Source organism: Leucobacter luti, assembly GCF_050310065.1.
Lineage (GTDB): Bacteria > Actinomycetota > Actinomycetes > Actinomycetales > Microbacteriaceae > Leucobacter > Leucobacter luti_B.
Map to the genome: position 1 here is coordinate 2,749,127 of NZ_CP190007.1, position 22,227 is coordinate 2,771,353.

Genomic DNA, 22,227 nt, shown 5'->3' on the forward strand with positions numbered 1-22,227 from the left:
GAGTTCGGATCCGGGGATCGCGCCGCGCCGCGGCGCTTCGAGTCGGCCGTAAGGCCCCATTCACGCTCGCGAATGGGGCCTTACGGCCGACTCGACGGCGGGAATGGGGCCTTACGGCCGACTCGACGGCGGGAATTGGGCCTTGCGGCCCACTGGGCGCGGAGCGAGCGCGGGATCCGGGGCCGGATCCCGCGCCGGGCGCTCAGGCCGCGCGGGAGGCCTCGAGCGCCGCCACGATCTCCGCGAGCGCGCGGTCGACGTCGCCGCGCGTGTAGCCGAGGAGCTCCGTCTCCGCGGGGTCGGGCTCGTAGGCGATCACGTTGCCGCGGCCCTGCACGATGAAGCGGTCGGGCTGGAAGGGGCACTCCTCGTCGCGCTCCTCGACCGTGAGGATGGATCCCGCAGCGTTCGCGACCTTCTGGAAGTACTCCTGGTAGCGCAGGCTTTCGTCACCCACGAGGTAGGCGTGACCGCCCTCGCCGCGGTCGAGTGCGCCCTCGACGGCCTCCGCGAGCGAGCGCACCGACATGTAGTTCGTTCCCCCCACCGGCCCGAAGAGCTCGGGCTGACCGGGCTCGCCGCGCGTCCAGTCGACGAGGCGGCCGAAGCCCTTGAGCACGCGGCCCGGGATCGCACCGACGATCGACGGCGGGTTCAGCGTGATCGGGCGAAAGCCCTCCGCAGCGAGCGCACGCGTGCCCTCGTCGGCGGCCTTCCGCGCCGCGACGTAGGGGTTCGTCTCGGCCCACTCGGGGTGGAGCTGGTGGTAGTAGCTGCCGATCTGCACGAAGCACTCGACGCCCGCGGTCTTCGCGAGCGCCGCGAAGCGCGGCACCCCCTCCGACTGGACGGATCGCCAGAAGTCGTCCGACTCGTCGTCGGCGCGCACGTGGCGGATGTCGTTGCCCGCCGCGAACACGATCGCGTCGTATCCTTCGAGCGCCGAGGCGGCGAGCCCCGGATCCGTGTAGTCGATCGCGACGCGCGGAATCCCGGCGATCGCGGGCGGGTCGTAGGGGCCTGCGGTCGAGCGCGACGCGATCGTCACGCGGTCGCCCCGCGCTGTGAGACGCTCCGCGATGTGGCTGCCAATCATGCCGGTCCCGCCGACAACGAGCACGCTGCGGGTCATGCGAACACCGCCGATCCGCCCGTGATCACGGCCGCGTCGCCGCGCAGCACCTCGAAGCGCTCGGGGCCCTGGCGGCGGATCGTGAGCTCGTCGCCCGGCACGACCGGGCCGCTGAAACGGCCGGTCATGCTGCGCAGACCGGCCGGGTGCGCACCCCGGGCCTCGGCGAGCGGCAGCAGGGCGGCCGCGAGGGTGCAGAGCCCCTGCAGGATCGGCTTCGGCTGGCCGATCCGCGCGGAGGCCTCCGGGTCGATGTGGATGTGGTGGCGGTCGCCCGTGAGTCGGTACAGCGCCGCCTGGGTCGGGAAGGTGCTGAACAGGATGTCCGCGAGCTCCTGATCCTGCGCCGGATCGCCGGAAGCGGCCGACGCCGACGCCGACGCAGACGCCGACGGCCCGCGCTCCCCGCCGAAGCCGCCGCGGCCCGGGCAGAAGATCGACCAGGTCGCCTTGAAGAACTCGCACTCGACGACGACCTCGACGACGGCAGCGCTGCCCTTGTCCCACACGTTGCCCACGCGCGCGGCGAGGGTGAGGGATCCGGCGCGCGGGAGTTCCCCGAGCACGTCGAGCGTCTGCGAGCCGTGCACGGAGAGTTTGTCGAAGTACCCCTCTTCGGAGAGGATGTCGGGCGCCCACTGCGCGAGCGTGAGCCCGAAGGTGGGGAGCACGCGCAGGCGGTCCTCGAAGATCAGGTCGAGGTCGGTCTCGCGCGCGCCGACAGCGAGCGCGTACAGGATCGCGTCGCGCTCGTCGTAGGAGACGGTGCGCTCGCCGAGGCTGCGGCCAGCAAGCTCTGCCATGCTCATGCGCCGTACACCGCCTCGGGGGTTGCGGCGCGCTCGATGAGGGCGCGGATCCGGTCGCCGGCCTCGGCCGCCTCCCAGCGCCGCCCGAGGTCCTCGGCCGGGCCGTGGTTCCAGCCCTCCTCGACGCAGACTCGGCCGCCCTCGACCTCGATCACGCGGCCCGTGATCTGGGCGTCGGTACTCGCGAGCCACGCGACGATGGGAGAGACGTTGCCGGGGTGCATGCGGTCGAAGCCGTCCTCGGGCGCCGCCATCGCGTCGGCGAAGGGGCCCTCGGTCATGCGGGTGCGGGCGGACGGCGCGATCGCGTTGACCTTGACGCCGTAGCGGCCGAGCTCCTGCGCGGCGACGAGGGTGAGGGACGCGATCCCGCCCTTCGCCGCGGAGTACGCGGCCTGGCCGACGCTGCCCTGCAGGCCCGCGCCCGACGAGGTGTTGATGACGCGCGCGTCGGGGGTGCGGCCCTCTTTGGCCTCCTGGCGCCAGTACGCGGAGGCGTGCCGGAGCGGGGCGAAGTGCCCGTTCAGGTGGACGCGGAGGACGGCGTTCCACTCGTCCTCCTCGGCGTTCACGAGCATCCGGTCGCGCACGAAGCCCGCGTTGTTGACGAGGATGTCGAGGCGGCCGAACGCCGCGATGGCCTGGTCGACGAGCTCCTTGGCCTGGGCGAAGTCTGCGATGTCCGCGCCGTTCGCCACGGCCTCGCCGCCGGCCGCGACGATCTCGTCGACCACGTCCTGTGCGGGTCCCTGCGAGATGCCGTCCCCGCTCAGCGAGGTGCCGAGGTCGTTGACCACGACCTTCGCGCCCTGCCGCGCCAGCTCAAGCGCGTGCTCGCGACCCAGTCCTCGTCCGGCACCGGTCACGATCGCGACGCGGCCTTCAAGAATCCCTGCCAATGGGGCACCTCATTCCTCGGTGAATTCGTCTCGGGCTTTTCACATTACCAAGCAACTGCTAGTTTGGCTATCAGATCCGTACCTCGACGTCGAGCGAAAGCAGGCCACCATGACGATCCGAAGCTCCATCGTAGAGCCGGGAATCCGCGCCGTCACGCAGGATTTTCCCCCGGTCAACGCGCTCCCCACGGCGGCATGGTTCGACATCGCGAAGGCCATGCGCGAGGCGGGCGAGGATCCCGAGACTCGGGTCGTGATCCTGCGCGCCGAGGGCCGCGGCTTCAACGCGGGCGTCGACATCAAGGAGATGCAGCGCACCACCAGGTTCGACGCGCTCATCGGCGCAAACCGCGGCTGCTACGAGGCGTTCAAAGCGATCTACGAGTGCAAGGTGCCGGTCATCGCGTCGGTGCAGGGCTTCTGCGTGGGCGGCGGCGTCGGCCTCGTCGGCAACAGCGACACGATCATCGCCTCGGAGGACGCGTTCTTCGGGGTCCCCGAGGTGGACCGCGGCGCGCTCGGCGCGGCGACCCACCTCGCGCGCCTCGTGCCCGCGCACAAGCTCCGCTCCATGTACTACACGAGCCAGACCATCACCGCGCAGGAGCTGCTGCAGTACGGCAGCGTGCAGCGGGTCGTCCCCCGCGAGCAGCTCGAGGAGGCGACCCTGGAGTTCGCCCGCGAGATCGCGAAGAAGGACACCCGCGTGATCCGCGCCGCCAAGGAGGCCCTGAATGGGATCGACCCGGTCGACGTGAACCGCAGCTACCGCTTCGAGCAGGGATTCACCTTCGAGCTCAACCTCGCTGGCGTGTCCGACGAGCACCGGGACGCGTTCGTCGAGACCGGTGAGAACCTGGACTCATGAAGCACATCGATCTCGCGTCCGTCCCTTCTCTGATCAGGGACGGAATGACGATCGGAATCGGCGGCTGGGGCTCGAGGCGGAAGCCGATGGCGCTCGTCGCGGCGATCGTCCGCTCGGGCGCGAAGGGCCTGCACATCGTCAGTTTCGGCGGCCCCGACGTCGGGATCCTGTGCGCAACGGGCCAGGCCGAGCTCGTGACGCACGCCTTCGTGAGCCTCGACACGATCGCCGTCGACCCGCACTTCGCGGCGGCCCGCGAGGGCGGCCGGATCCGGACCGAGGAACTCGACGAGGCCATGCTCATCGCGGGCCTTCGCGCGGCCGGTCGCAAGCTCCCCTTCGAGGTGACGCGCGCAGGCCTCGACTCTGACGCCGTGACCCGCAACCCGCGCATGCGCACCGTGTTCTCCCCCTACTCCGACGGCGAGGAGCTCCTCGCGATGCCGGCGATCCCGCTCGACCTGGCGCTTCTGCACCTGAACGCGGCCGACGCGCGCGGCAACGCGCAGTCGCTCGGCCCGGATCCCTACTTCGACGACCTGCTCGCGCGCGCGGCCGAGCGGGTCGTCGTGAGCGCCGAGCGCGTCGTCGACACGGCGGCGCTCACCGAGGAACACCCGCTCAGCAGCCTGCTGCTCAACCGGAGCGAGGTGTCGCACGTGGTCAGCGCGCCCGGCGGCGCCGGCTTCACGAGCTGCCTGCCCGAGTACCCCCGCGACGAGGCGGCCCAGCGCGCCTACGCCGCGGCGGCCGCCTCGCCGGAGGAGACGGAGGCGTGGATCACCCGCCGCATGATCGCCGAGGGAGGATCCCGATGAGCACGAGCACGAGCACGAGCACGAGCACGCCGCCCGCCGCGACCCGCGCCGAGGTCTGCGCCGCGGCGATCTCGGACCTCTTCCGCGGCGCCGGCGAGATCCTCGCGAGCCCCATCGGGCTCGTCCCCTCGGTGGGCGCCCGCCTCGCGCGCCTCACCCACGCGCCGGAACTCCTGCTCAGCGACGGCGAGGCGACGCTCTTCGCGGACACCCCCGCGGTCGACGAGCCGTTTCGTGAGCCGGAGGGCTACTTCCCGTATTCGCGGCTCTTCGAACTCATGATGGGCGGCAAGCGCCACGTCGTGATGGGCGCGGCCCAGATCGACAGGTATGGCAACCAGAATCTCTCCGCCATCGGGGATCGGGATCGGCCGAAGAAGCAGCTGCTCGGCGCCCGCGCCGCTGCGACGAACACCGCGACCCACGCCGTGAGCTACTTCGTGCCGCGGCACCAGCCGCGCGTCTTCGTCAAGAGGGTCGACATCGTGACGGGCGTCGGACGCCCGGAGACGAGCGGGGCGAAGCGCTTCCACGACCTCCGCCGCGTCGTCACGAACCTCGGCGTCTTCGACTTCTCGGGGCCTGACGGCACGATGGCGATCGTGAGCCTCCACCCCGGCGTCAGCCTCGAGGAGGCGCGTGCCGCGACGGGCTTCGAGCTCGCGGGCGGCGCGAAGCCCGCCGTCACCCGGATCCCGAACCCCGAAGAACTCCGCCTGATCCGCGAACAGATCGACCCGAGAAGCCTGCGCGAACGAGAGGTTCCGACACCGTGAGCACCCCCCAGATGATCCGCACCCCGCTGACCGAGCTCACGGGGGTCGCGCACCCCATCATCCAGACCGGCATGGGCTGGGTCTCGGGCGCGAGTCTCGTCTCCGCGACCGCGGAGGCCGGCGCGCTCGGCTTCCTGGCCTCGGCGACCATGACGATCGACGAGCTCGAGCGGGCCATCGTCGCGGTCAAGGAGCGCACGGACAAGCCGTTCGGCGTGAACATGCGCGCGGACGCGGGCGACGCGGAGGCGCGCGCCCGGCTGCTCACGAAGTACGGCGTGCCGGTCGCGGGCTTCGCCCTCGCGCCGAAGCAGGCGCTCGTCGAGCAGCTCAAGTCGGACGGGATCGTCGTGATCCCGTCGATCGGCGCGGTGCGGCACGCGGAGAAGCTGCAGGCCTGGGGCGTCGACGCGGTGCTGATCCAGGGTGGCGAGGGCGGCGGCCACACGGGCGCCGTGCCGACGAGCATGCTCATCCCCTCCGTCGTCTCGGCCGTCGATATCCCCGTGATCGCGGCGGGCGGCTTCTACGACGGGCGCGGCCTCGCAGCGGCCCTCGCCTACGGGGCCGTCGGCATCGGGATGGGCACCCGCTTCCTCCTCACGAGCGACAGCCGCGTTCCCGAGGAGATCAAGCGCCGCTACCTCGCGGCGGACCTGAACGGCACGGTCGTCACAACCAAGGCGGACGGCATGCCCCACCGCCTGCTCCGCACCGACTTCGTCGAGGGGCTCGAGCGCACCACCGGCATCGGCCGCCTCGTCGACTCCGCGAAGCGCGGCCTCGAGTACCGGCGCGTGAGCGGCATGAGCTGGATCGAATACCTCCGCGACGGGATCGCGATGAAGAAGGCCACGGGCCGCTCGCTCGCGCAGATGGCGCAGGCCGCGAACACGCCGATGCTACTGAAGGCCGGCCTCGTCGACGGCGACACGAGCGCGGGCATGCTCGCCTCCGGCCAGGTCGTCGGCCTCATCGACGACCTGCCGAGCTGCGAGGAGCTCGTGGACCGCGTGGTCCGCGAGGCCGCCGAGCGGATCCGCGCCGCCGGCGCGACGCTCGTGGGGTAGCTTCGGCAGCTACCGGGGCGCGGGTCGCATCCGACCCGCGCCCCGGCGTTCGCTCTCTGGAATACAGCCGCTCGATTGCGTGCAGTTATTCTTCGCCAATCGGCTTGTTTCGCGAGGCACGACGGCGAACCTCGGGCACCACCAGTTCGGGAACGGCTCGCATCATGTAGCGGTCAAAATCGGGGACGGTGAACGCGGCGTAGCCGTGTTCTGGCGTATACAGGAGCCCCATGTCGATGAGTTCGGCTCGCGTAGGGCCAACCTGCGTAGATTCCCTTCCCATGATGGATGCAACGTCAGCTGCTTTCTGTGGCTCCGGTCCGAGCTGCGCCATCGCTCGCATATACGCCGTCTGCAGCGGAGTGGCCCGATCAAGTCGTACGCGGAAGAACGAACTATCGAGCTTCGCCTCGTAGGCTTCAACGGCCATCTGGACCGCTTCCAACGTGATCGAGTCGCCCGTCGCAATCTCCCACGCCTGGTATCCAAGCTCCTGGATGAAGTAGGGGTACCCCTTGGTGACCCTGACCGCAAACCTGATCGCGAGTTCATCCCATTCCACGCCCTCGGCTTGGGCAGGACCCCGAATGGCCTCGACCGCGTCGTCCTCGTCGAGGGACCCAATTGCAGGAAACTTGAACAGTCGCTCCGCATACGACTTTGCATCACCCGCAAGCTCTGCGATTTGAGGCAAACCGGCCCCGACAAAAGTAATCGGGAGCTTTCGTTGCACCGTTTTGTGTATCGCCTGAATGATTGCCTCAAGCTGAGGGCGCTTCAGGAACTGCACCTCATCAATCGAGATGACGATACCGCGATCTGCCTCCCGCGCGGCCGTGCCTACTTCTACGAGCAGGTCGGTGAGGTCCAGGGCCAGATCGCCATGGTCGGCGATTCCTTCGGAAGGAGGAACGTTCCAGCCCAAACTCCAAGTGCCGTCGACGTCGACTGAAACCGCAAAAGCACTCAGTGCACCCCCTGCTCGCTCAAAGCGCCGAGACCATCTCGCGCGAGGAGAAAGCTGCAGCAATGCAGCTTTCATCCTGGTCGCCAGCGTCTTTCGGAATGCCGACTCGTCGGACTTGCTTGCTTCCAGCTCGATCACGTTCCAGTTTCGGTCCAACGCGATACTCCGGAGCTCATTCAGCAGCACCGTCTTGCCGACGCCTCGAAGGCCCGTGATAACCAGCGACTGACTCGTTCGCCCTGTTTCAAGCCGCTGCAACAGAACCTCAAATGCCCGTGTTTGAACTTCACGGCCGACTACCGCTTCTGGACGGGCTCCCGCGTTCGGGGTGTAAGGATTTCTGATGCTGTCCACGACACCATTTTATGGACTTTAGGGCGCTTTATCTAGAATTAATAAAGTCACCTAAAGCGCCTAAAGCTCCGAAATTACAGCGCGCCGGACCCTCGGTCAGCCGAGCGGATCCGCGCCGCCGGCGCGACGCTCGTGGGGTAGATTCCGGCCAGGAAGTTCCTGGCGCCGAAACGGACGTGGAGGATCTCAGCCGACGGGGTTAGGCTTGCACTTATAACTCACACCCACCCGGCCCGTCGGGATCCGAACCTCGAGACCTCCCTGCAAGAGGAGAAGCCATGACCGCTCATGCCGCAACGAAGAAGACCATCTTCAGCGATCAAGAGCTCAAGGGTCGCGCCTCCGAGGCTGTGCGCCACATGGGAGACCAAGCCCCCATCGATATGAGCTTTCGGACTGCCTGCGGGACCGACTTCGCTGTCGGCCCGGAGCTTGCCGAGTTCCTCGGAGACATTCTCGCCAGAGTCGCTCAGGGCGGGCAAGTGACGATCACGACGATTCCGGATTCGCTCACGACCACGACCGCGGCCAGCGTCGTCGGAGTCAGCCGAACGACCCTGATGAAGCTGATCAACTCCGGGGCACTCGCGTCCACGATGGTCGGATCGCACCATCGAGTGAAGCGCTCCGACGCGATCGCCCTCCGCGACGCGCGACGTGCCGACCGGCGGGCCGCGGTCGACGCGCTCCTGACATCCGACATCTAGTTGGTGGTGTTTTTGCAGCGTCGAGGCCCCCGGTTTCGGCCTACTCTGACCGAGTGAACGTGCCCCCGGCCTTCCTCGATGCGAACGTACTCTACTCGCGCACGATCTGCGACTGGTTGTTCCTGCTCGCCGACGAGGCCCGAGGACGCATGCCCCCACTGGTGAGCTCGGAGGACTGCCTCACTGAAGCGCTCTATCGGTTCCGGCGCAACAATCCCACGGTCGACGGGGACCGAATTGCCCGCAAACGCGCCATGCTCACTGCCGCGCTGGATGACGTCATCGAGTCATACTCGGGGAGCACCCCATTTCCGGGAAGCGACGAGCACGACACCCACGTGCACGCCGCGGTGCTGGCCTGCAATGCCGGTTACCTGGTCACCGATGATGCCGGCTTCGGCCGCATAGAGCCCGACTTGCTCCCGTACGAAGTTCACACCTCTGACTCGTTTCTCCTCCTGATCGAAGAGGACCATCCCCAGATGGTGGACCGAGTCATCATTCGGATGGTCGGCTACCGAAACGATCGAGGCGAAAGAAGCAATCTGGTCGAGTCGTTGACCGCCACCGCCTGCCCGAGATTCGCGGCCGTCATTGCAGCACATCTACGACACGCGACCTTCGGCCCCAGTGGCCTCAGGCTCGGCGAGGCGTACCGCCCCGAAGAATAGGCAGGTCCCGCACCGCTTCGATCGAGATCCGGTGTGAAGTGGGCCGAAACACGAACAGGAAACGCCGGGGGGCGGCCCCATCGGATCCGCGCCCCGGCGTCCACTCCCCGATCTACACCCGCTCGATGATCGTCACGTTGGCGAGCCCGCCGCCCTCGCACATCGTCTGCAGGCCGTAGCGGCCGCCGCGGCGCTCAAGTTCGTTGAGCATCGTGGTCATGAGGCGGGTGCCCGTCGCGCCGATGGGGTGGCCGAGGGCGATGCCGCCGCCGTTCACGTTGACCTTCTCGTGGGGCGCGCCCGTCTCCTTCATCCAGGCGAGCACAACCGAGGCGAAGGCCTCGTTGACCTCGAACAGGTCGATGTCGTCGATCGTGAGGCCCGCGCGCTCGAGCGCGTACTGGGTCGCGGGAATCGGGGCGGTGAGCATCCACACCGGGTCGGCGCCGCGCACCGAGAGGTGGTGGATCCGCGCGCGCGGGGTGAGGCCGTGCTCGGCGACGGCGCGCTCCGAGGCGATGAGCACCGCGCTCGACGCGTCGGAGATCTGGGACGCGACCGCGGCCGTGATCCGGCCGCCCTCGGAGAGGGTCTTGAGGCCGGCCATGCGCTCGAGGCTCGTGTCGGCGCGCGGCCCCTCGTCGCGGTCGAGGCCCGCGAGCGGGACGATCTCGTCCGCAAAGCGGCCGGCCTCCTGCGCGGCGAGGGCGCGCTCGTGGCTCGCGAGCGCGAAGCGCTCCATCTCCTCGCGGCTGAGGCCCCAGTGCTCGGCGATCATCTCGGCGGCGCGGAACTGGGAGACCTCCTGGTCGCCGAAGCGTTCGATCCAGCCGGGCGACTCCGCGAACGGGGTCGTGAAGCCGAACTGCTCCCCGACCGCCATCGCGGAGGAGATCGGGATCGCCGACATGTTCTGCACGCCGCCCGCGATCACGAGGTCGTTCGTGCCCGACATCACGGCCTGCGCCGCGAAGTGCACGGCCTGCTGGCTCGAACCGCACTGGCGGTCGATCGTGACGCCGGGGACGTGCTCCGGGAAGCCTGCGACGAGCAGCGCGGAGCGGCCGATGTTGCCCGCCTGCCCGCCGAGCGTGTCGGTGCAGCCGAAGATGACGTCGTCGATCGCGGCCGGGTCGATCCCGGTACGCTCGACGAGCGCACGCAGCGAGTGCGCTCCGAGGTCGGCGGGATGGATCCCGGCGAGGGATCCGCCGCGCTTCCCGACGGGGCTGCGCACTGCGTCGACGATGTAGGCGGTGGTCATGTGTGCTCCTTTGCGATGGGGTGTGTGCTGCGCGGGTGTGTCACGCGTGCTGGCTGCTGACCGAGACGACCTCGCCGGTCATGTACGAGGAGTAGGCGCTCGCGAGGAAGACCATGACGTTTGCGACCTCCCAGGGCTCCGCGCCGCGGCCGAAGGCCTCGCGCGACTTCAGCTCGTCGAGCAGCTCGGGCGAGGTGACCTTCTCGAGGAAGGGGTGCATCGCGAGGCTCGGCGAGACCGCGTTCACGCGGATCCCGTACTGGGCGAGGTCGACGGCCGCTGAGCGGGTGAGCGCCATGACGCCGGCCTTGGCCGCCGCGTAGTGCGCCTGCCCCTCCTGCGCGCGCCAGCCGATCACGGAGGCGTTGTTCACGATGACGCCCTCGGTGCCGGCGTCGCGCATGCGCCGGCCCACCTCCCGCACGCAGCGGAACGTGCCGGTCAGCGTCACGTCGAGCACGAGGCTCCACTGCTCGTCGGTCATGTCGAGGATCGAGGCCGTGCCGCCGAGGCCGGCGTTGTTGATCATGAGGTCGATCGGCCCGGCCGTTTCGGCGTGGTCGAGGAGGGCCTGCACCTCCTCCTCGCGGGTCACGTTGCACGGCGCGGAGAGCACCCGCTCGGCGCCGAAGCGCTCGGCGAGGTCCGCGTGGGCCGCGGCGAGGCGCCCCTCGTGGGTGTCGCTGATCACGACCGAGGCCGCGCCCTCCTCGAGGCAGCGGATCGCCGAGGCGAGGCCGATCCCGGCCCCGGCGGCGGCCGTGACGACGGCGCGGCGGCCGTCGAGCAGCCCGTGCCCGGGAACGTAGTCGGGTGTCGGTCGTGGAATCATGCGCGTGCCTCCCTCGGCAGGCCGAGCACTCGCTCGGCGATGACGTTCTTCTGGATCTCGTCGGAGCCACCGTAGATGGTGTCAGAGCGACTGAACAGGAACAGGGCCTGCTCGTTCGAGAGTTCGTAGTCGGCGCCGACGACGAGCCCCTGCGCCCCGGCCACGTCCATCGCGAGCTCGCCGAGCGCGCGGTGCCAGTTCCCCCAGAGGAGCTTCGTGACGGACATGTCGAAGCCCTGCTCACCGCCGAGGGCGCGCAGCGCGTGCAGGCGAATCGTCTCGAGCTCCATGTCGGCGCGCACGATGCGATCCCGGATCGCGGGGCGCCGGATCGCGCCGTTCGCTCTGGCCCGCTCGATCACCTCGTCGAGCTCGCGGCGGAAGCCGATCTGCTGCGCGAGCGTTGAGACGCCGCGCTCGTAGCCGAGCGTCGCCATCGCGACGCGCCAGCCGCCGCCGACCTCGCCGACCACGAAATCCTGCGCGGTGCGCGCGTCGTCGAAGAACACCTCGTTGAACTCGCTCGTGCCGGTGAGCTGGATGATCGGCCGCACCTCGACGCCGGGCTGGCGCATCGGCACGAGCAGGTAGGAGAGGCCGTCGTGCTTGCGCGCGCCCTCGCCCGTGCGGGCGATGACGAAGCACCAGTCGGCCTGCTGCGCGAGCGAGGTCCACACCTTCTGCCCATTCACGACCCACTCGCCGTCGCGCAGTTCGGCCTTGGTCGAGACGGCGGCGAGGTCGGATCCGGCGCCGGGCTCCGAGTAGCCCTGGCACCACAGCTCCTCGACCGCGACGATCTTCGGCAGGAAGCGCTCGCGCTGCTCGGGGGTGCCGAGCTCGATGAGGGTCGGCCCGAGCAGCTCCTCGCCGAGGTGGTTCACCCGCGCCGGCGCGCCGGAGCGCGCGTACTCCTCGTGGAAGATGACCTGCTGCTCGATCGTGAAGCCGCGGCCGCCGTACTCGACGGGCCAGCCCACGCAGGTCCAGCCCTCGCTCGCCATGTGGCGATTCCACTCGAGGCGCTCCTCGAACGCCTCGTGCTCTCGGCCCGAGCCGCCGAGGCCGCGCAGGTGCGCGAAGCGTCCCGTGAGGTTGCGCTCGAGCCAGTCCCGGATCTCTGTCCGGAGCTGCTCGTCGCCCCGCTCGGTATTGCTCAGATCCACGTCTTCGTCTCCTCGCTCATCGGCCGGTGGCCATCGATCGATGTTTCCCGTATAGTACCAACTAAACCAAGCGATTGTTTGGTTTTTCTCGAAACTGCCCGTCACTCAGAGAGGAGTCCGTTGTGAGCAGTGCGGAAGAACAGGTCGTCACCTCCGAGGTGCGCGACGGCATCGCCACCATTCGGCTCAACCGCCCCGAGTACCGGAATGCCCAGAACTCGGCCGTCACCTACGCGCTCGACGCCGCATTCGTCGAGGCAACGAACGACGACGCGGTGAAGGCCATCGTACTGGCGGGCAACGGCAAGCACTTCTGCGCCGGCCACGACATCGGCACCCCGGGCCGCGACATCGACCAAAGCTTCGAGCGGAAGGCCGTGATCTGGTGGGATCACGTCGGCGCCGAGGGCGTCGACTCGCGCTTCGCCCGCGAGTCTGAGGTCTACCTCGGCATGTGCCGGCGCTGGCGGGAGATCCCGAAGCCCGTGATCGCGATGGTGCACGGCGCCTGCATCGCGGGCGGCCTCATGCTCGCCTGGAGCTGCGACTTCATCGTCGCCTCCGACGACGCCTTCTTCCAGGATCCGGTCGTGCAGATGGGGATCCCGGGCGTCGAGTTCTTCGCGCACCCGTGGGTGACGAACCCGCGCGCCGCGAAGGAGATGCTGTACACGGGCGACCGCATGAGCGCGGCCCGCGCCTACGAGCTCGGCATGGTGAATCACGTGGTGCCGCGCGAGGAGCTCGAGGAGCGCACCCGCGAGATCGCGAGCCGCGTCGCGCGCATGCCGCGCCTCGGGCTCGCGCTCACCAAGAAGGCCGTGAATCAGGCCGAGGATCTGCAGGGCTTCCGCGCGGGCATGGACTCCGTCTTCGGCCTGCACCACGCCGCCCACGCCCACAACGCCGAGGTGCAGGGCGACTCCCTCGCCGGCGTCAACATCAAGGCCATCCGGGCCGAATCGAAGTAGCGGCCGGGACCGAAGGACGACACCATGGAACTCGAATTCACCCCCGAACAGCAGGCCTTCGCCGCAGAGGCGCGAGCCTGGCTCGAGCAGCACGTTCCCGCGGAGCCGCTCCCCTCGATGGACACGGCCGAGGGATTCGCCGCCCACCGCGAGTGGGAGCGCACCCTCGCCTCCGACCGCTGGTCGGTCGTGTCGTGGCCCGAGCGCTTCGGCGGCCGCGACGTCGGCCTCATAGAGTGGGTGCTCTTCGAGGAGGAGTACTACCGGGCGGGCGCCCCCACGCGCGTCGCGCAGAACGGCATCTCCCTGCTCGCGCCGATCATCTTCGGCCACGGCACCCCCGAGCAGCAGGATCGCTGGCTCCCCGGCCTCGCCGACGGCTCGACGATCTGGGCGCAGGCCTGGTCGGAGCCGGGCGCCGGATCCGACCTCGCCGCGATCCGCAGCACAGCGACGCGGGATGACGCCCGCGGCGGGTGGATCCTGAACGGGCAGAAGATCTGGAGTTCCCGCGCCGTGTGGGCCGACCGCGGCTTCGGGCTCTTCCGTTCGGACGCGGAGGCGCAGCGCCACCGCGGCCTCACCTATTACACCTTCCCGTTCGACGCCCCCGGCATCACGGTGCGGCCGATCGAACAGCTCGACGGCGGCACGGGCTTCGCCGAGATCTTCTTCGACGACGTGTTCGTGCCGGACGCCGACGTGCTCGGCGCGCCCGGCGAGGGCTGGCGCGTGGCCATGAGCACGGCGGGCAACGAGCGCGGCCTGTCGCTGCGCGCGCCCGGCCGCTTCCTCGCCGCGTCCGACCGGCTCCTGGAGCTGTGGGGCGCGGATCCGGAGGCCGATCCCGCGGCCCGCGACGAGGTCGTCGAGGCCTGGATCGGCGCCGAGGCCTACCGCCTCTTCACCTGGAGCACCGTGAGCCGCGCGCTCGAGGGCGAAGACGTGGGCGTCGAGGGCAGCATCAACAAGATCTTCTGGTCGGAGCTCGACCGGGAGTTGCACCTCACGGCGCTCCGGCTGCGCGGCGCCGAGGCCGAGGTGCGCGGCGGCGCGGGCGGATCCTGGGTCGACGACTACCTCTTCTCGATCGCGGGCCCCATCTACGCCGGCACGAACGAGATCCAGCGCAACATCATCGCCGAGCGCGTGCTCGGCCTCCCCCGCGGCGATCGGAGATAGCGGACATGCAGTTCAGACTGAGCGAAGAGCAGCTCGCGATCGCCGAGGCGATCGACGACGTCGTCGAGGGGCTCGGCGGCACCGGAATCGCGCGGAGCTGGGGCGCGGGCGACACTGCGCCGGGCCTCGCCCTGTGGGCGCAGTTCGCGGAGCTCGGCCTCGCCGGCCTGCGGCTCCCCGAGGACGAGGGCGGCATGGGCGGCACGCCCGCCGACCTCGCCGTCGTGTTCGAGCGCCTCGGCTACCACGCCGTGCCCGGGCCGTACGTCGAGTCGGTCGCGCTCCTTCCCGCGCTGCTTGGCGCAGACGAGCGCTCGGCGCTCGCAGGCGGCGCGGTCGCGACCGCCGCCGTCGAGGGCCTCCACCCGCACGCGCTCGACGCCGAAGCGGCCGCGCTCTGCTTCCTCGTCTCGGGATCCGGGATCGCGCCGGCCCGTGCGGAGGAGGCCCTCGACTCGATCACCCCGTTCCGCAGGATCTCGCGGGTCGCCGCCGACGGCGCCGCGCGGGAGCTCGATCCGGCAGCACTGCAGCGCGCACTCGACGAGGCGACGCTCGCGAACGCCGCGCTCCTCCTGGGCGCGGGCGAGCGGCTACTGCACGAGGCCGTCGAGTACGCGAAGGTGCGCGAGCAGTTCGGCAAGGCGATCGGCGAGTACCAGGCGCTCAAGCACCAGCTCGCCGACGTGCGCGTCGCGCTCACCTTCGCGCGGCCCCTCGCCTGGCAGGCGGCGATCGCGCTCGAGCACGGCTCCCCCGACGCCGGGCGCGACGTCTCGGCGGCGAAGGTGCGGGCGGCGGCGGCCGCTCAGCTCGCCGCGAAGGCGTCGCTGCAGGTCCACGGCGCCATCGGCTACACCGCAGAGCACGATCTCAGCCTCTGGTTGAATTGGGTTCCGGCGCTCGCGGGCGTCTGGGGCACCCCCGCCGCCCACCGCGCGCGCGTCGCGCAGTCGATTCTCGCCTAGGTCACCGAGGAGACACGATGCAGTTCGAACTCACCGAAGAGCAGCAGGAGCTCGGCGCCTTCCTCCAGGAGCTGCTGGAGCAGCGCGCCACGAGCACCCAGGTCAGGGAGACCGTGGCGAGCGGGGCGCCCTACGATCCCGCGCTCTGGTCGGTGCTCTGCGAGCAGATCGGGGCGGCCTCGCTCGCGATCCCCGAGGAGTACGGGGGATCCGGGTTCACGACCCGCGAGACCCACCTCGTGCTCGAGGAGCTCGGCCGCGCGCTCGCGCCCTCGCCGTTCCTCGGCTCCGTCGCGATCGCCGCGCAGGCCATTCTCGAATCCGGCAACGCGGAGGCCGCTGCCCGCCTGCTCCCCGGCATCGCCTCGGGTGAGCGGATCGCGGCGCTCGCGTGGGCGACGCCCGAAGGCGAGTGGAATGCTCCCAACGTCTCCCTCGTGGCCCGCGAGGGAGACGGCTGGGCCCTGAGCGGCAGCGTGCCCACCGTGATCGACGGCGGGCACGCGGAGATCCTCGTCGCGATCGCGCAGACGCCGGCTGGGCCAGCGCTCTTCGCGGTCGAGGCTGGGGCGGTCGAGGCCGGGGCGGATCCGGCCGCCGAGCATTCGGCCGCCGCGCATCCGGCCGCCGCGCGGGTGACCCGCACCGTGACGCCGACGCTCGACCAGACGATCCAGCTCGCGACCCTCGACTTCGATGAGGCGCCCGCAACCCTGCTGAGCGACCGCCCCGAGGCGATCGAGGCGACCCGCCTGCACGCGCTCACGGCGATCACCGCGCTCCAGATCGGCACGGCCGCTCGCGCGCTCGAGGACACCGTCACCTACTCGAAGCAGCGCACGCAGTTCGGCAGGCAGATCGGCTCCTATCAGGCACTCAAGCATCGGATGGCCGACATGCACGTGCTCCTCGAGACCGCGCGAACGGCCTCGTACGCGGCCGCGTGGGCCGAGTCGGAGCGGGCAGAATTGGCAGAATGGGCGGAGCTCGCGGGGCTCGCGAAATCGATCGCGAGCGACTCGCTGAGCGCGATCGCGGGCGAGATGATCCAGCTGCACGGCGGGATCGCCATCACCTGGGAGCACGACGCGCACCTCGTGTTCAAGCGCGCGCACGCGACGGCGCAGCTCTTCGGCACGGCCGAGCGCCTGCGGGAGGAGCGGGCGCAGCGGCTCGGGATCTAAGCGCGGGGTTCGGCCCGAAGCGCTCAGCCGGAAATCTGCACCCAACTTCACAGTTTTCGACAGACAGCCCTTTTTACTGCAGATCCCGAGGCGAGTGCAGGAGCGCAGCGTCCGCCCACCTTTCTCGAACGCTCACACCACCCCAAGGAGCACCCGCTAGCGTTCCCGCGTGAACCTCCAGAGTAAACGCCTCACCCTGCTCGGCAAGTCCTTGTGCTTCGCCGCGTTCCCCTTGATCGCGCTCGGCTATCTCGGCGCGTATGTCGAGTGGCACGGCTCAGTCGGGTGCGGGGGCGACATGGATCCCGCGATGATCTCGCGGGTGGTGGGCCTCGAGGGCGGCCACATGGAGCGCACCGCGCTCCCCCTGATGGGATGGACCTGCACGTACCAACTCACCGACGGCGGGGAGTACGTGCACGGCACCGACTGGGGCTTCACGTTCATCGTGTTCGGCGGCGTCATCTGCCTCGTCGTCGGCGTCGGCCTGCTCCTTGCGGGCCTCGCCGCCGGGGCGCGCACAGAGGCCTGACTCAGCCGGCGTCGCCGACCAGGTATTTGAGGACCGGCATGCCCTGGTAGTACTCGATCATCGTCATCCCGATCAGCGGGTCGACCTGGCCGAGGTCCGCGCCGTGCCGCACGAGCGCATCGAAGATTCGCGTGAGGTTGGCGTCCTGCTCGGGCGGGATCGGCTCCCCCGACTTCGGGAGCACGTCGTTCGCGATCAGCGCCGCCCGCGTGAGGGCGTTCGACTGGTGGGTGTCGGTCGCCGTCACGTCGGCACCCTCGTCGAGCATCCGGGAGAGGATCTCGAAGGCCTGGTCTTCCCAGCGTTTCTCGCCGCCGCCGCCGCGCGAGTGCACGGCCGCTGCCGCCACGGCGTCGAGCAGCACGGGCGACTCCCAGCCGGACGGGGCGCCTCGGTCGATGAAGTTCGGGTCTGCGCCCAGGTCGAGCAGCATGTGCGCGATCGCGTACTGATCCGAGCGGATCGCGACCTGCAGTAGCGACTGGCTGTTGAACTTCTGGGGCGAGCCCGTCGCCACCGCGTGCACGAGCTCAGGCGCCTGCTCGATCCGGGCGCGCACCGCCTCGATGTCGCCGCGCACCACCTCGGTGAAGATCTTCTGCATCCTGGCTCCCCTTCGCGGAACGTGCCTTGCGCCCCCAATGTAGCAATCGCCGCGGTCAGCCCCGTCGCCTGCGCTCCCCCAGCGGCCGCGCGGTGTCTGCGCCCGTCGGCATCCGGCGGCGCCCCGGCTCGGGCTCCGCGAGCGGCCGGACCACGCGGAGGCTCGCGATCGAACGCTCGGCGAGCGCGCGATACGTCGCCACGCCGTTCTCCTTCCACGCGAGCTCATCAGCGCCGAGCTCCCGCACCTCCCGCGCGGGGCTGCCGTGGGCGAGCATGCGCTCGCCGATCCGGAACCCCGAGGTCACGAGGGATCCGGCGCCGACGAGCGCCCCGGCCCCGATCACGGCGCCGTCGAGCACGATGCTGCCGATCCCGACCATCGCGAAGGAGCCGACCCGGCAGCCGTGCAGCACGGCGGCGTGGCCGATGTGGCTGTGCGGCTCGAGCACCGCGTCGGCGCCGGGGAACGCGTGCATCACCGCGTTGTCCTGCACGTTGCTGGCCTCCCCTACGATGATTCGGCCGAAGTCGCCGCGCAGGCTCGCGAACGGGCCGACGTAGCAGCCGGGGCCCACGATCACGTCGCCGATCAGGCTCGCGGTCTCGTGGACGAAGGCCGTGGGGTCGACGACGGGGGCGATGCCGTCGATCGCGTAGCAGGACATCAGGAGGCCTGGCCGCCGTCGACCGTGAACTCGTGGCCCGTGCAGTAGCTCGAGGCGTCGCTCGCGAGGAACGCGACGAGGTTCGCGATCTCCTCCGGGCGGCCCGCGCGCGAGATCGGGATCCGCGTGATGAATCCGCGGCCGGCGCGCGTGTCCTCCGTCGCCATCGGGGTGTCGACGGCGCCCGGGCACACCGCGTTGACCCGGATCCCGTAGGCGCCGTACTCGAGGGCGACCGAGCGGCTCGCGCCGAGGAGCCCCCACTTCGAGGCGGCGTAGTGCGCGAGGTTCACGTAGCCGCGGAGTCCCGCCGTCGAGGCGATGTTGACGATGGATCCGCCCCGCTCGCGCATGAGCGGCAGCATGAGCTGCATGCCCAGGATCGCGCCCACGAGGTTCACGTCGATGGTCTTCCGGATCAGGGCTTCCGGCAGCTCCTCGAAGGCGCCGAGCACGCACAGCCCCGCGTTGTTCACGAGCACGTCGAGGCGGCCGTGCTCGGCCGCGATGCGATCCCGCACGGCACCCCAGTCGGCGGCCGAGCTGACGTCGTGCGCGAGCCCGATTGCGCCGCCCCCGACCTCGGCCGCGATCGCCTCGGCGGCCGCCCCGTCGAGGTCGGTGAGCACGAGCTTCGCACCGAGCGAGGTCATGAGCCTGGCGTGCGCACGGCCCTGGCCGCCCGCGGCGCCCGTGACGAGGGCGACCCTGCCGCTCAGGTCGATGACGGGCCGGGAGCCCTGCTCGAGAGATGAGGTCATGGCAATTTCCTTTCGGGATATGGTGTTGGCATTTCACGGCCAAGGGAGGACGGAATCGGATGGCACACACGGGGAACGCGCGGATGCACCACATGGGGATCACGGTGAGCGACACCCAGGCGACGGTCGACTTCTACCGGCTCATCGCCGAGATCGAGGTGACCGGGCCGCTCGTGAAGAGCGGGCCGGCGGTCGACGCGGTGACGGGGCGGCAGGGTGCGGAGATCCTGATCACCTTCGTGGCCTTCGCGCCGTTCGACGGCCGCGCCACGGTCATCGAGCTCGCCGAGTACCGCGGCGATCCCGAGCCTCCGCTCGACCCCGTGAACAGCCGCGTCGGCGCCGCGCATCCGGCGATCGTGGTGCCGAGCATCGAGGAGGCCGCCGCGCGGGTGAGTGACGCCGGTTACGCGGTCACGGCCGCGCCCCAGCTCGCGACCTCCGGGCCGCTCGAGGGGTTCCGGTACACGTACGTGATCGGGCCGGATCGGGTGCGCGTCGAACTGCTCGAGGAGCCTGTCACGGGCTGAGCCCGCCGTCGCGTCGGGCATGCGTGCCTCCTTCTCAGCTGATCCCAAACTAGCGCAAATACCAAACAAGCGCTAGGTTTATGAGCAGTGCGAAACGCACGCAGTACGTCCACCCACGATTTGGAGCAACGATGCCCGATAAGTCCATGTCCGCGGCGGAGGCGATCTCCTCGATCGAGAGCGGGATGACCGTCGGAATCGGCGGCTGGGGCTCCCGCAGGAAGCCCATGGCCCTCGTCCGCGAACTCCTCCGGAGCGACGTGACCGATCTCACGGTCGTCGCGTTCGGTGGCCCCGAGGTCGGCCTCCTCGCCCGCGCCGGCAAGATCAAGAAGCTCGTCTGCGGCTTCGTGAGCCTCGACAGCATCCCGCTCGACCCGCTGTTCACGCAGGCCCGCGAGCGCGGCGAGCTCGAGATCGAGGAGCACGACGAGGGCATGTTCGTCGCGGGGCTGCGCGCCGCGAGCGCCCGCCTCGACTTCCTGCCGATCCGCGCCGGCCTCGGCTCCGACGTGCTCGCCGCGAGCCCGCAGATCAAGACGGTGCGCTCCCCCTACTCCTCCGAGGAGTACGTCGCCGTGCCCGCGTCCAAGCTTGACGTCGCGCTCGTGCACGTGAACCGCGCAGACGCGCAGGGCAACGCCCAGTTCCTCGGGCCGGATCCCTACTTCGACGACCTCTTCGCGATGGCGGCGGATCGCACGATCGTGTCCGCCGAGAAGGTGATCCCGACCGACGAGCTGCTCACCGAGGGCTCGTTCCACACGCTGCTGTTCAGCCGCATGTACGCGGCGGCCGTGGTCGAGGCGCCGAACGGCGCGCACTTCACCTCGTGCGAGCCCGACTACGACCGCGACGAGGCCTTCCAGAAGCACTACGCGCTGTCCGCGCGCGATCCGGAGGCCTGGGCGGCCTTCGACGCGGAGTTCCTCCAGACCGACGAAGCCGGATACCACGCAGCCGTGGCCCGGTTCCACGCAACCCAGGGAGCATGATGACGACCGAATCGGTGACCACCACGGGGACCGCCGCAGCCGCTGCGGACGGATCCGCCGCAACCATCGCGGAGATCTGCGCCGCGGCCTGCGCCGACACCTACCTCGAGTCGGGCGAGATCCTGGCCCACGCCGTCGGCCTGGTCCCGACGATCGGCGCGCGCCTCGCGAAACTCACGAGCGCCCCCGACATCATCCTCACCGACGGCGAGGCCTTCCTCATGGCCGAGCTCCCGCCCATCGGTCGCAGCGCGCGCGCCGGCGGCGTGATCGAGGGCTGGGCGCCGTTCAGGCGGATCTTCGACATCCTCGCGACGGGCCGCAGGCAGAGCATGATGGGCGCGAGCCAGATCGACGCCTTCGGCAACCAGAACATCTCGCTCATCGGGGACTGGGATCGCCCGAAGCGCCAGCTCATCGGCGTCCGCGGCGCTCCGGGCAACACGGCGAACCACCGCGTCGACTACTGGGTGTCGCGCCACAGCGCGCGCATCTTCGTCGAGCAGGTCGACATGGTCTCGGGCGTCGGCAACGACCGCGCCCGCGAGGCGGGCGACGTGCTGCGCTTCCACCACCTCGGCGTGGTCGTCACGAACCTCTGCGTCTTCGATTTCGACGCCGAGGGCCGGATCCGGGTCCGCTCGATCCACCCGGGCGTCGACCCGCAGGAGGTCGTCGAGGCCACGGGCTTCGCGATCGATGTCGCGGACGCTCCCCGCACCCGCGTGCCGAGCGCCGAGGAGCTCCGCCTGATCCGCGAGGTGATCGACCCCCGCGGGCTGCGCGCCCGCGAGGTCGCCAACTAGTCCGCGAGGATCCCGTGCCGAATCAGATCGAGGAACGTCGCCGACAGGGTGTCGGCCGTGTGCCTGCCGCCGGGGTGGTACCAGCGCACGGACGACCAGAGCGAGTCTCGGATGAATCGGTACAGGGTCGGCAGGTCCAGGGTCTCCCGCAGGGAGCCCTGGTCCTGCCCGCGGCGCAGCTGCTCCAGCCAGATCGCCTCGATCCGCGCCGACTTCTCGCCGATGAACTCGAAGCCGGGCTGGGTCTGCAGGAACAGCGCCTCGTTCTGGTACAGGCCGACAGAGTCCGTCTGATCCTGGATCGCGGCGAAGGAGACGCGCACGAGGTTCTCGACCGTGGTGCGAACGTCGTCGTCGGCGGCGACGATCTCCTCGTACTGCGCGACGAGGGACTCGAGGAAGGTCAGGAGCACCTCGCGGGCAATAGCCTCTTTGGATGCGAAGTGGTGGTAGAGGCTCCCCGAGAGGATGCCGGCCTCGTCCGCGATATCGCGCACCGTCGTCGACGAATATCCGTGCGTCGCGAACAGCTTCGCTGCGATCGCCAGGATCTGCTTCCGACGGTCAGAACCGTGCTCACGACGTTCCGGGCCCGATTTCCTCGCCACGTGCCAACCTCCGACTCAATAATCAATCAAGCATTTGCTTGATTGACAAGCTACCAGTTCAGCGTAACCCAGCAAACTCATTCTTG

25 protein-coding genes are annotated in these 22,227 nt (G+C 69.8%); 14 read left to right on the forward strand and 11 right to left on the reverse strand.

Features of this window, described 5'->3' with window-relative positions:
* Positions 1–202 precede the first annotated feature (202 nt).
* The 3 genes from ACOPJ3_RS12495 to ACOPJ3_RS12505 are packed head-to-tail and all read right to left on the reverse strand — an operon-like array spanning position 203 to position 2,840.
* The gene (locus tag ACOPJ3_RS12495) at positions 203–1,132 is read right to left on the reverse strand and encodes an NAD-dependent epimerase/dehydratase family protein (protein ID WP_427869495.1); all 930 of its coding nucleotides are present in this window, start codon (positions 1,130–1,132) and stop codon (positions 203–205) included.
* On the reverse strand, positions 1,129–1,935 hold the full coding sequence (locus ACOPJ3_RS12500; RefSeq protein ID WP_427869496.1) for a MaoC/PaaZ C-terminal domain-containing protein: 807 nt from the start codon (positions 1,933–1,935) through the stop codon (positions 1,129–1,131). The genes ACOPJ3_RS12495 and ACOPJ3_RS12500 overlap by 4 nt, the downstream gene beginning before the upstream one ends.
* 2 nt (positions 1,936–1,937) lie before the next feature.
* Positions 1,938–2,840, reverse strand: coding sequence for an SDR family oxidoreductase (locus ACOPJ3_RS12505; RefSeq protein WP_427869497.1), 903 nt, complete (start codon positions 2,838–2,840; stop codon positions 1,938–1,940).
* Positions 2,841–2,949: 109 nt separating this feature from the next.
* Here ACOPJ3_RS12505 and ACOPJ3_RS12510 point away from each other — a divergent pair, with 109 nt between their 5' ends.
* The 4 genes from ACOPJ3_RS12510 to ACOPJ3_RS12525 are packed head-to-tail and all read left to right on the forward strand — an operon-like array spanning position 2,950 to position 6,372.
* Positions 2,950–3,708, forward strand: coding sequence for an enoyl-CoA hydratase family protein (locus tag ACOPJ3_RS12510; protein WP_427869498.1), 759 nt, complete (start codon positions 2,950–2,952; stop codon positions 3,706–3,708).
* The gene (locus tag ACOPJ3_RS12515; RefSeq protein ID WP_427869499.1) at positions 3,705–4,526 is read left to right on the forward strand and encodes a CoA transferase subunit A; all 822 of its coding nucleotides are present in this window, start codon (positions 3,705–3,707) and stop codon (positions 4,524–4,526) included. Before ACOPJ3_RS12510 ends, ACOPJ3_RS12515 begins: the two co-directional genes overlap by 4 nt.
* On the forward strand, positions 4,523–5,302 hold the full coding sequence (locus ACOPJ3_RS12520; protein WP_427869500.1) for a CoA-transferase subunit beta: 780 nt from the start codon (positions 4,523–4,525) through the stop codon (positions 5,300–5,302). The genes ACOPJ3_RS12515 and ACOPJ3_RS12520 overlap by 4 nt, the downstream gene beginning before the upstream one ends.
* Positions 5,299–6,372, forward strand: a complete 1,074-nt coding sequence (locus tag ACOPJ3_RS12525) for an NAD(P)H-dependent flavin oxidoreductase (RefSeq protein ID WP_427869501.1) — start codon at positions 5,299–5,301, stop codon at positions 6,370–6,372. The genes ACOPJ3_RS12520 and ACOPJ3_RS12525 overlap by 4 nt, the downstream gene beginning before the upstream one ends.
* 85 nt (positions 6,373–6,457) lie before the next feature.
* Here ACOPJ3_RS12525 and ACOPJ3_RS12530 read toward each other — a convergent pair whose 3' ends face one another.
* Positions 6,458–7,693 carry an AAA family ATPase gene (locus tag ACOPJ3_RS12530; RefSeq protein ID WP_427869502.1) on the reverse strand — a complete coding sequence of 412 codons (1,236 nt, stop codon included), beginning with the start codon at positions 7,691–7,693 and terminating at the stop codon, positions 6,458–6,460.
* 278 nt (positions 7,694–7,971) lie between these two features.
* Here ACOPJ3_RS12530 and ACOPJ3_RS12535 point away from each other — a divergent pair, with 278 nt between their 5' ends.
* Together ACOPJ3_RS12535 and ACOPJ3_RS12540 are read left to right on the forward strand one after the other, a co-directional pair.
* Complete coding sequence (locus ACOPJ3_RS12535) at positions 7,972–8,400, forward strand: excisionase family DNA-binding protein (RefSeq protein WP_427869503.1); 429 nt, start codon at positions 7,972–7,974, stop codon at positions 8,398–8,400.
* 53 nt (positions 8,401–8,453) lie between these two features.
* Positions 8,454–9,071 (forward strand): hypothetical protein, encoded by a 618-nt coding sequence (locus ACOPJ3_RS12540; RefSeq protein WP_427869504.1) that lies wholly within the window; start codon positions 8,454–8,456, stop codon positions 9,069–9,071.
* A gap of 112 nt (positions 9,072–9,183) precedes the next feature.
* Here the strand turns inward: ACOPJ3_RS12540 and ACOPJ3_RS12545 are convergent, their stop codons facing one another.
* Genes ACOPJ3_RS12545 through ACOPJ3_RS12555 form a run of 3 tightly spaced genes read right to left on the reverse strand, consistent with a single transcriptional unit; the run spans position 9,184 to position 12,333 of the window.
* Positions 9,184–10,335: an acetyl-CoA C-acetyltransferase gene (locus ACOPJ3_RS12545; protein WP_427869505.1), complete on the reverse strand. Its 1,152-nt coding sequence runs from the start codon at positions 10,333–10,335 to the stop codon at positions 9,184–9,186.
* A gap of 40 nt (positions 10,336–10,375) precedes the next feature.
* Positions 10,376–11,167, reverse strand: coding sequence for an SDR family oxidoreductase (locus ACOPJ3_RS12550; RefSeq protein WP_427869506.1), 792 nt, complete (start codon positions 11,165–11,167; stop codon positions 10,376–10,378).
* Positions 11,164–12,333 carry an acyl-CoA dehydrogenase family protein gene (locus tag ACOPJ3_RS12555; protein WP_427869507.1) on the reverse strand — a complete coding sequence of 390 codons (1,170 nt, stop codon included), beginning with the start codon at positions 12,331–12,333 and terminating at the stop codon, positions 11,164–11,166. Before ACOPJ3_RS12555 ends, ACOPJ3_RS12550 begins: the two co-directional genes overlap by 4 nt.
* A gap of 122 nt (positions 12,334–12,455) precedes the next feature.
* Between ACOPJ3_RS12555 and ACOPJ3_RS12560 the strand changes: the two genes are divergently transcribed.
* The 5 genes from ACOPJ3_RS12560 to ACOPJ3_RS12580 all read left to right on the forward strand — a co-directional run bounded on the left by ACOPJ3_RS12560 (position 12,456) and on the right by ACOPJ3_RS12580 (position 17,170).
* Positions 12,456–13,304, forward strand: a complete 849-nt coding sequence (locus ACOPJ3_RS12560; protein ID WP_427869508.1) for an enoyl-CoA hydratase — start codon at positions 12,456–12,458, stop codon at positions 13,302–13,304.
* A 24-nt stretch (positions 13,305–13,328) separates the two neighbouring features.
* A complete protein-coding gene (locus ACOPJ3_RS12565) occupies positions 13,329–14,486 on the forward strand; it encodes an acyl-CoA dehydrogenase family protein (RefSeq protein ID WP_427869509.1) in 1,158 nt (385 codons plus the stop codon).
* A 5-nt stretch (positions 14,487–14,491) separates the two neighbouring features.
* On the forward strand, positions 14,492–15,454 hold the full coding sequence (locus ACOPJ3_RS12570) for an acyl-CoA dehydrogenase family protein (RefSeq protein ID WP_427869510.1): 963 nt from the start codon (positions 14,492–14,494) through the stop codon (positions 15,452–15,454).
* A 17-nt stretch (positions 15,455–15,471) separates the two neighbouring features.
* A complete protein-coding gene (locus ACOPJ3_RS12575) occupies positions 15,472–16,638 on the forward strand; it encodes an acyl-CoA dehydrogenase family protein (protein WP_427869511.1) in 1,167 nt (388 codons plus the stop codon).
* A 169-nt stretch (positions 16,639–16,807) separates the two neighbouring features.
* Entirely contained in the window at positions 16,808–17,170 is a 363-nt protein-coding gene (locus ACOPJ3_RS12580) for a hypothetical protein (protein WP_427869512.1), read from the forward strand.
* 1 nt (position 17,171) lies between these two features.
* Here the strand turns inward: ACOPJ3_RS12580 and ACOPJ3_RS12585 are convergent, their stop codons facing one another.
* The 3 genes from ACOPJ3_RS12585 to ACOPJ3_RS12595 are packed head-to-tail and all read right to left on the reverse strand — an operon-like array spanning position 17,172 to position 19,202.
* Complete coding sequence (locus tag ACOPJ3_RS12585) at positions 17,172–17,774, reverse strand: hypothetical protein (protein ID WP_427869513.1); 603 nt, start codon at positions 17,772–17,774, stop codon at positions 17,172–17,174.
* Positions 17,775–17,829: 55 nt separating this feature from the next.
* Positions 17,830–18,441: a gamma carbonic anhydrase family protein gene (locus ACOPJ3_RS12590; RefSeq protein ID WP_427869514.1), complete on the reverse strand. Its 612-nt coding sequence runs from the start codon at positions 18,439–18,441 to the stop codon at positions 17,830–17,832.
* Positions 18,441–19,202, reverse strand: coding sequence for an SDR family NAD(P)-dependent oxidoreductase (locus tag ACOPJ3_RS12595; RefSeq protein ID WP_427869515.1), 762 nt, complete (start codon positions 19,200–19,202; stop codon positions 18,441–18,443). The genes ACOPJ3_RS12590 and ACOPJ3_RS12595 overlap by 1 nt, the downstream gene beginning before the upstream one ends.
* 59 nt (positions 19,203–19,261) lie before the next feature.
* Here ACOPJ3_RS12595 and ACOPJ3_RS12600 point away from each other — a divergent pair, with 59 nt between their 5' ends.
* The 3 genes from ACOPJ3_RS12600 to ACOPJ3_RS12610 all read left to right on the forward strand — a co-directional run bounded on the left by ACOPJ3_RS12600 (position 19,262) and on the right by ACOPJ3_RS12610 (position 21,533).
* A complete protein-coding gene (locus tag ACOPJ3_RS12600; RefSeq protein WP_427869516.1) occupies positions 19,262–19,732 on the forward strand; it encodes a VOC family protein in 471 nt (156 codons plus the stop codon).
* A gap of 131 nt (positions 19,733–19,863) precedes the next feature.
* Positions 19,864–20,727, forward strand: a complete 864-nt coding sequence (locus ACOPJ3_RS12605) for a CoA transferase subunit A (RefSeq protein WP_427869517.1) — start codon at positions 19,864–19,866, stop codon at positions 20,725–20,727.
* Positions 20,724–21,533, forward strand: coding sequence for a CoA-transferase subunit beta (locus ACOPJ3_RS12610; RefSeq protein WP_427869518.1), 810 nt, complete (start codon positions 20,724–20,726; stop codon positions 21,531–21,533). The genes ACOPJ3_RS12605 and ACOPJ3_RS12610 overlap by 4 nt, the downstream gene beginning before the upstream one ends.
* Here ACOPJ3_RS12610 and ACOPJ3_RS12615 read toward each other — a convergent pair.
* On the reverse strand, positions 21,530–22,141 hold the full coding sequence (locus ACOPJ3_RS12615) for a TetR family transcriptional regulator (protein ID WP_427869519.1): 612 nt from the start codon (positions 22,139–22,141) through the stop codon (positions 21,530–21,532). The genes ACOPJ3_RS12610 and ACOPJ3_RS12615 overlap by 4 nt on opposite strands.
* Between the last annotated feature and the right edge of the window lie 86 nt (positions 22,142–22,227).

Bases quoted from the DNA above. Each gene is read 5' to 3' on its own strand.
- ACOPJ3_RS12600 (WP_427869516.1), top strand. From the start codon at position 19,262: ATGGCACACACGGGGAACGCGCGGATGCACCACATGGGGATCACGGTG.
- ACOPJ3_RS12500 (WP_427869496.1), bottom strand. From the start codon at position 1,935: ATGGCAGAGCTTGCTGGCCGCAGCCTCGGCGAGCGCACCGTCTCCTAC.
- ACOPJ3_RS12535 (WP_427869503.1), top strand. From the start codon at position 7,972: ATGACCGCTCATGCCGCAACGAAGAAGACCATCTTCAGCGATCAAGAG.
- ACOPJ3_RS12610 (WP_427869518.1), top strand. From the start codon at position 20,724: ATGATGACGACCGAATCGGTGACCACCACGGGGACCGCCGCAGCCGCT.
- ACOPJ3_RS12520 (WP_427869500.1), top strand. From the start codon at position 4,523: ATGAGCACGAGCACGAGCACGAGCACGAGCACGCCGCCCGCCGCGACC.
- ACOPJ3_RS12515 (WP_427869499.1), top strand. From the start codon at position 3,705: ATGAAGCACATCGATCTCGCGTCCGTCCCTTCTCTGATCAGGGACGGA.
- ACOPJ3_RS12605 (WP_427869517.1), top strand. From the start codon at position 19,864: ATGCCCGATAAGTCCATGTCCGCGGCGGAGGCGATCTCCTCGATCGAG.
- ACOPJ3_RS12550 (WP_427869506.1), bottom strand. From the start codon at position 11,167: ATGATTCCACGACCGACACCCGACTACGTTCCCGGGCACGGGCTGCTC.
- ACOPJ3_RS12590 (WP_427869514.1), bottom strand. From the start codon at position 18,441: ATGTCCTGCTACGCGATCGACGGCATCGCCCCCGTCGTCGACCCCACG.
- ACOPJ3_RS12565 (WP_427869509.1), top strand. From the start codon at position 13,329: ATGGAACTCGAATTCACCCCCGAACAGCAGGCCTTCGCCGCAGAGGCG.
- ACOPJ3_RS12595 (WP_427869515.1), bottom strand. From the start codon at position 19,202: ATGACCTCATCTCTCGAGCAGGGCTCCCGGCCCGTCATCGACCTGAGC.
- ACOPJ3_RS12510 (WP_427869498.1), top strand. From the start codon at position 2,950: ATGACGATCCGAAGCTCCATCGTAGAGCCGGGAATCCGCGCCGTCACG.
- ACOPJ3_RS12545 (WP_427869505.1), bottom strand. From the start codon at position 10,335: ATGACCACCGCCTACATCGTCGACGCAGTGCGCAGCCCCGTCGGGAAG.
- ACOPJ3_RS12585 (WP_427869513.1), bottom strand. From the start codon at position 17,774: ATGCAGAAGATCTTCACCGAGGTGGTGCGCGGCGACATCGAGGCGGTG.
- ACOPJ3_RS12495 (WP_427869495.1), bottom strand. From the start codon at position 1,132: ATGACCCGCAGCGTGCTCGTTGTCGGCGGGACCGGCATGATTGGCAGC.
- ACOPJ3_RS12575 (WP_427869511.1), top strand. From the start codon at position 15,472: ATGCAGTTCGAACTCACCGAAGAGCAGCAGGAGCTCGGCGCCTTCCTC.
- ACOPJ3_RS12570 (WP_427869510.1), top strand. From the start codon at position 14,492: ATGCAGTTCAGACTGAGCGAAGAGCAGCTCGCGATCGCCGAGGCGATC.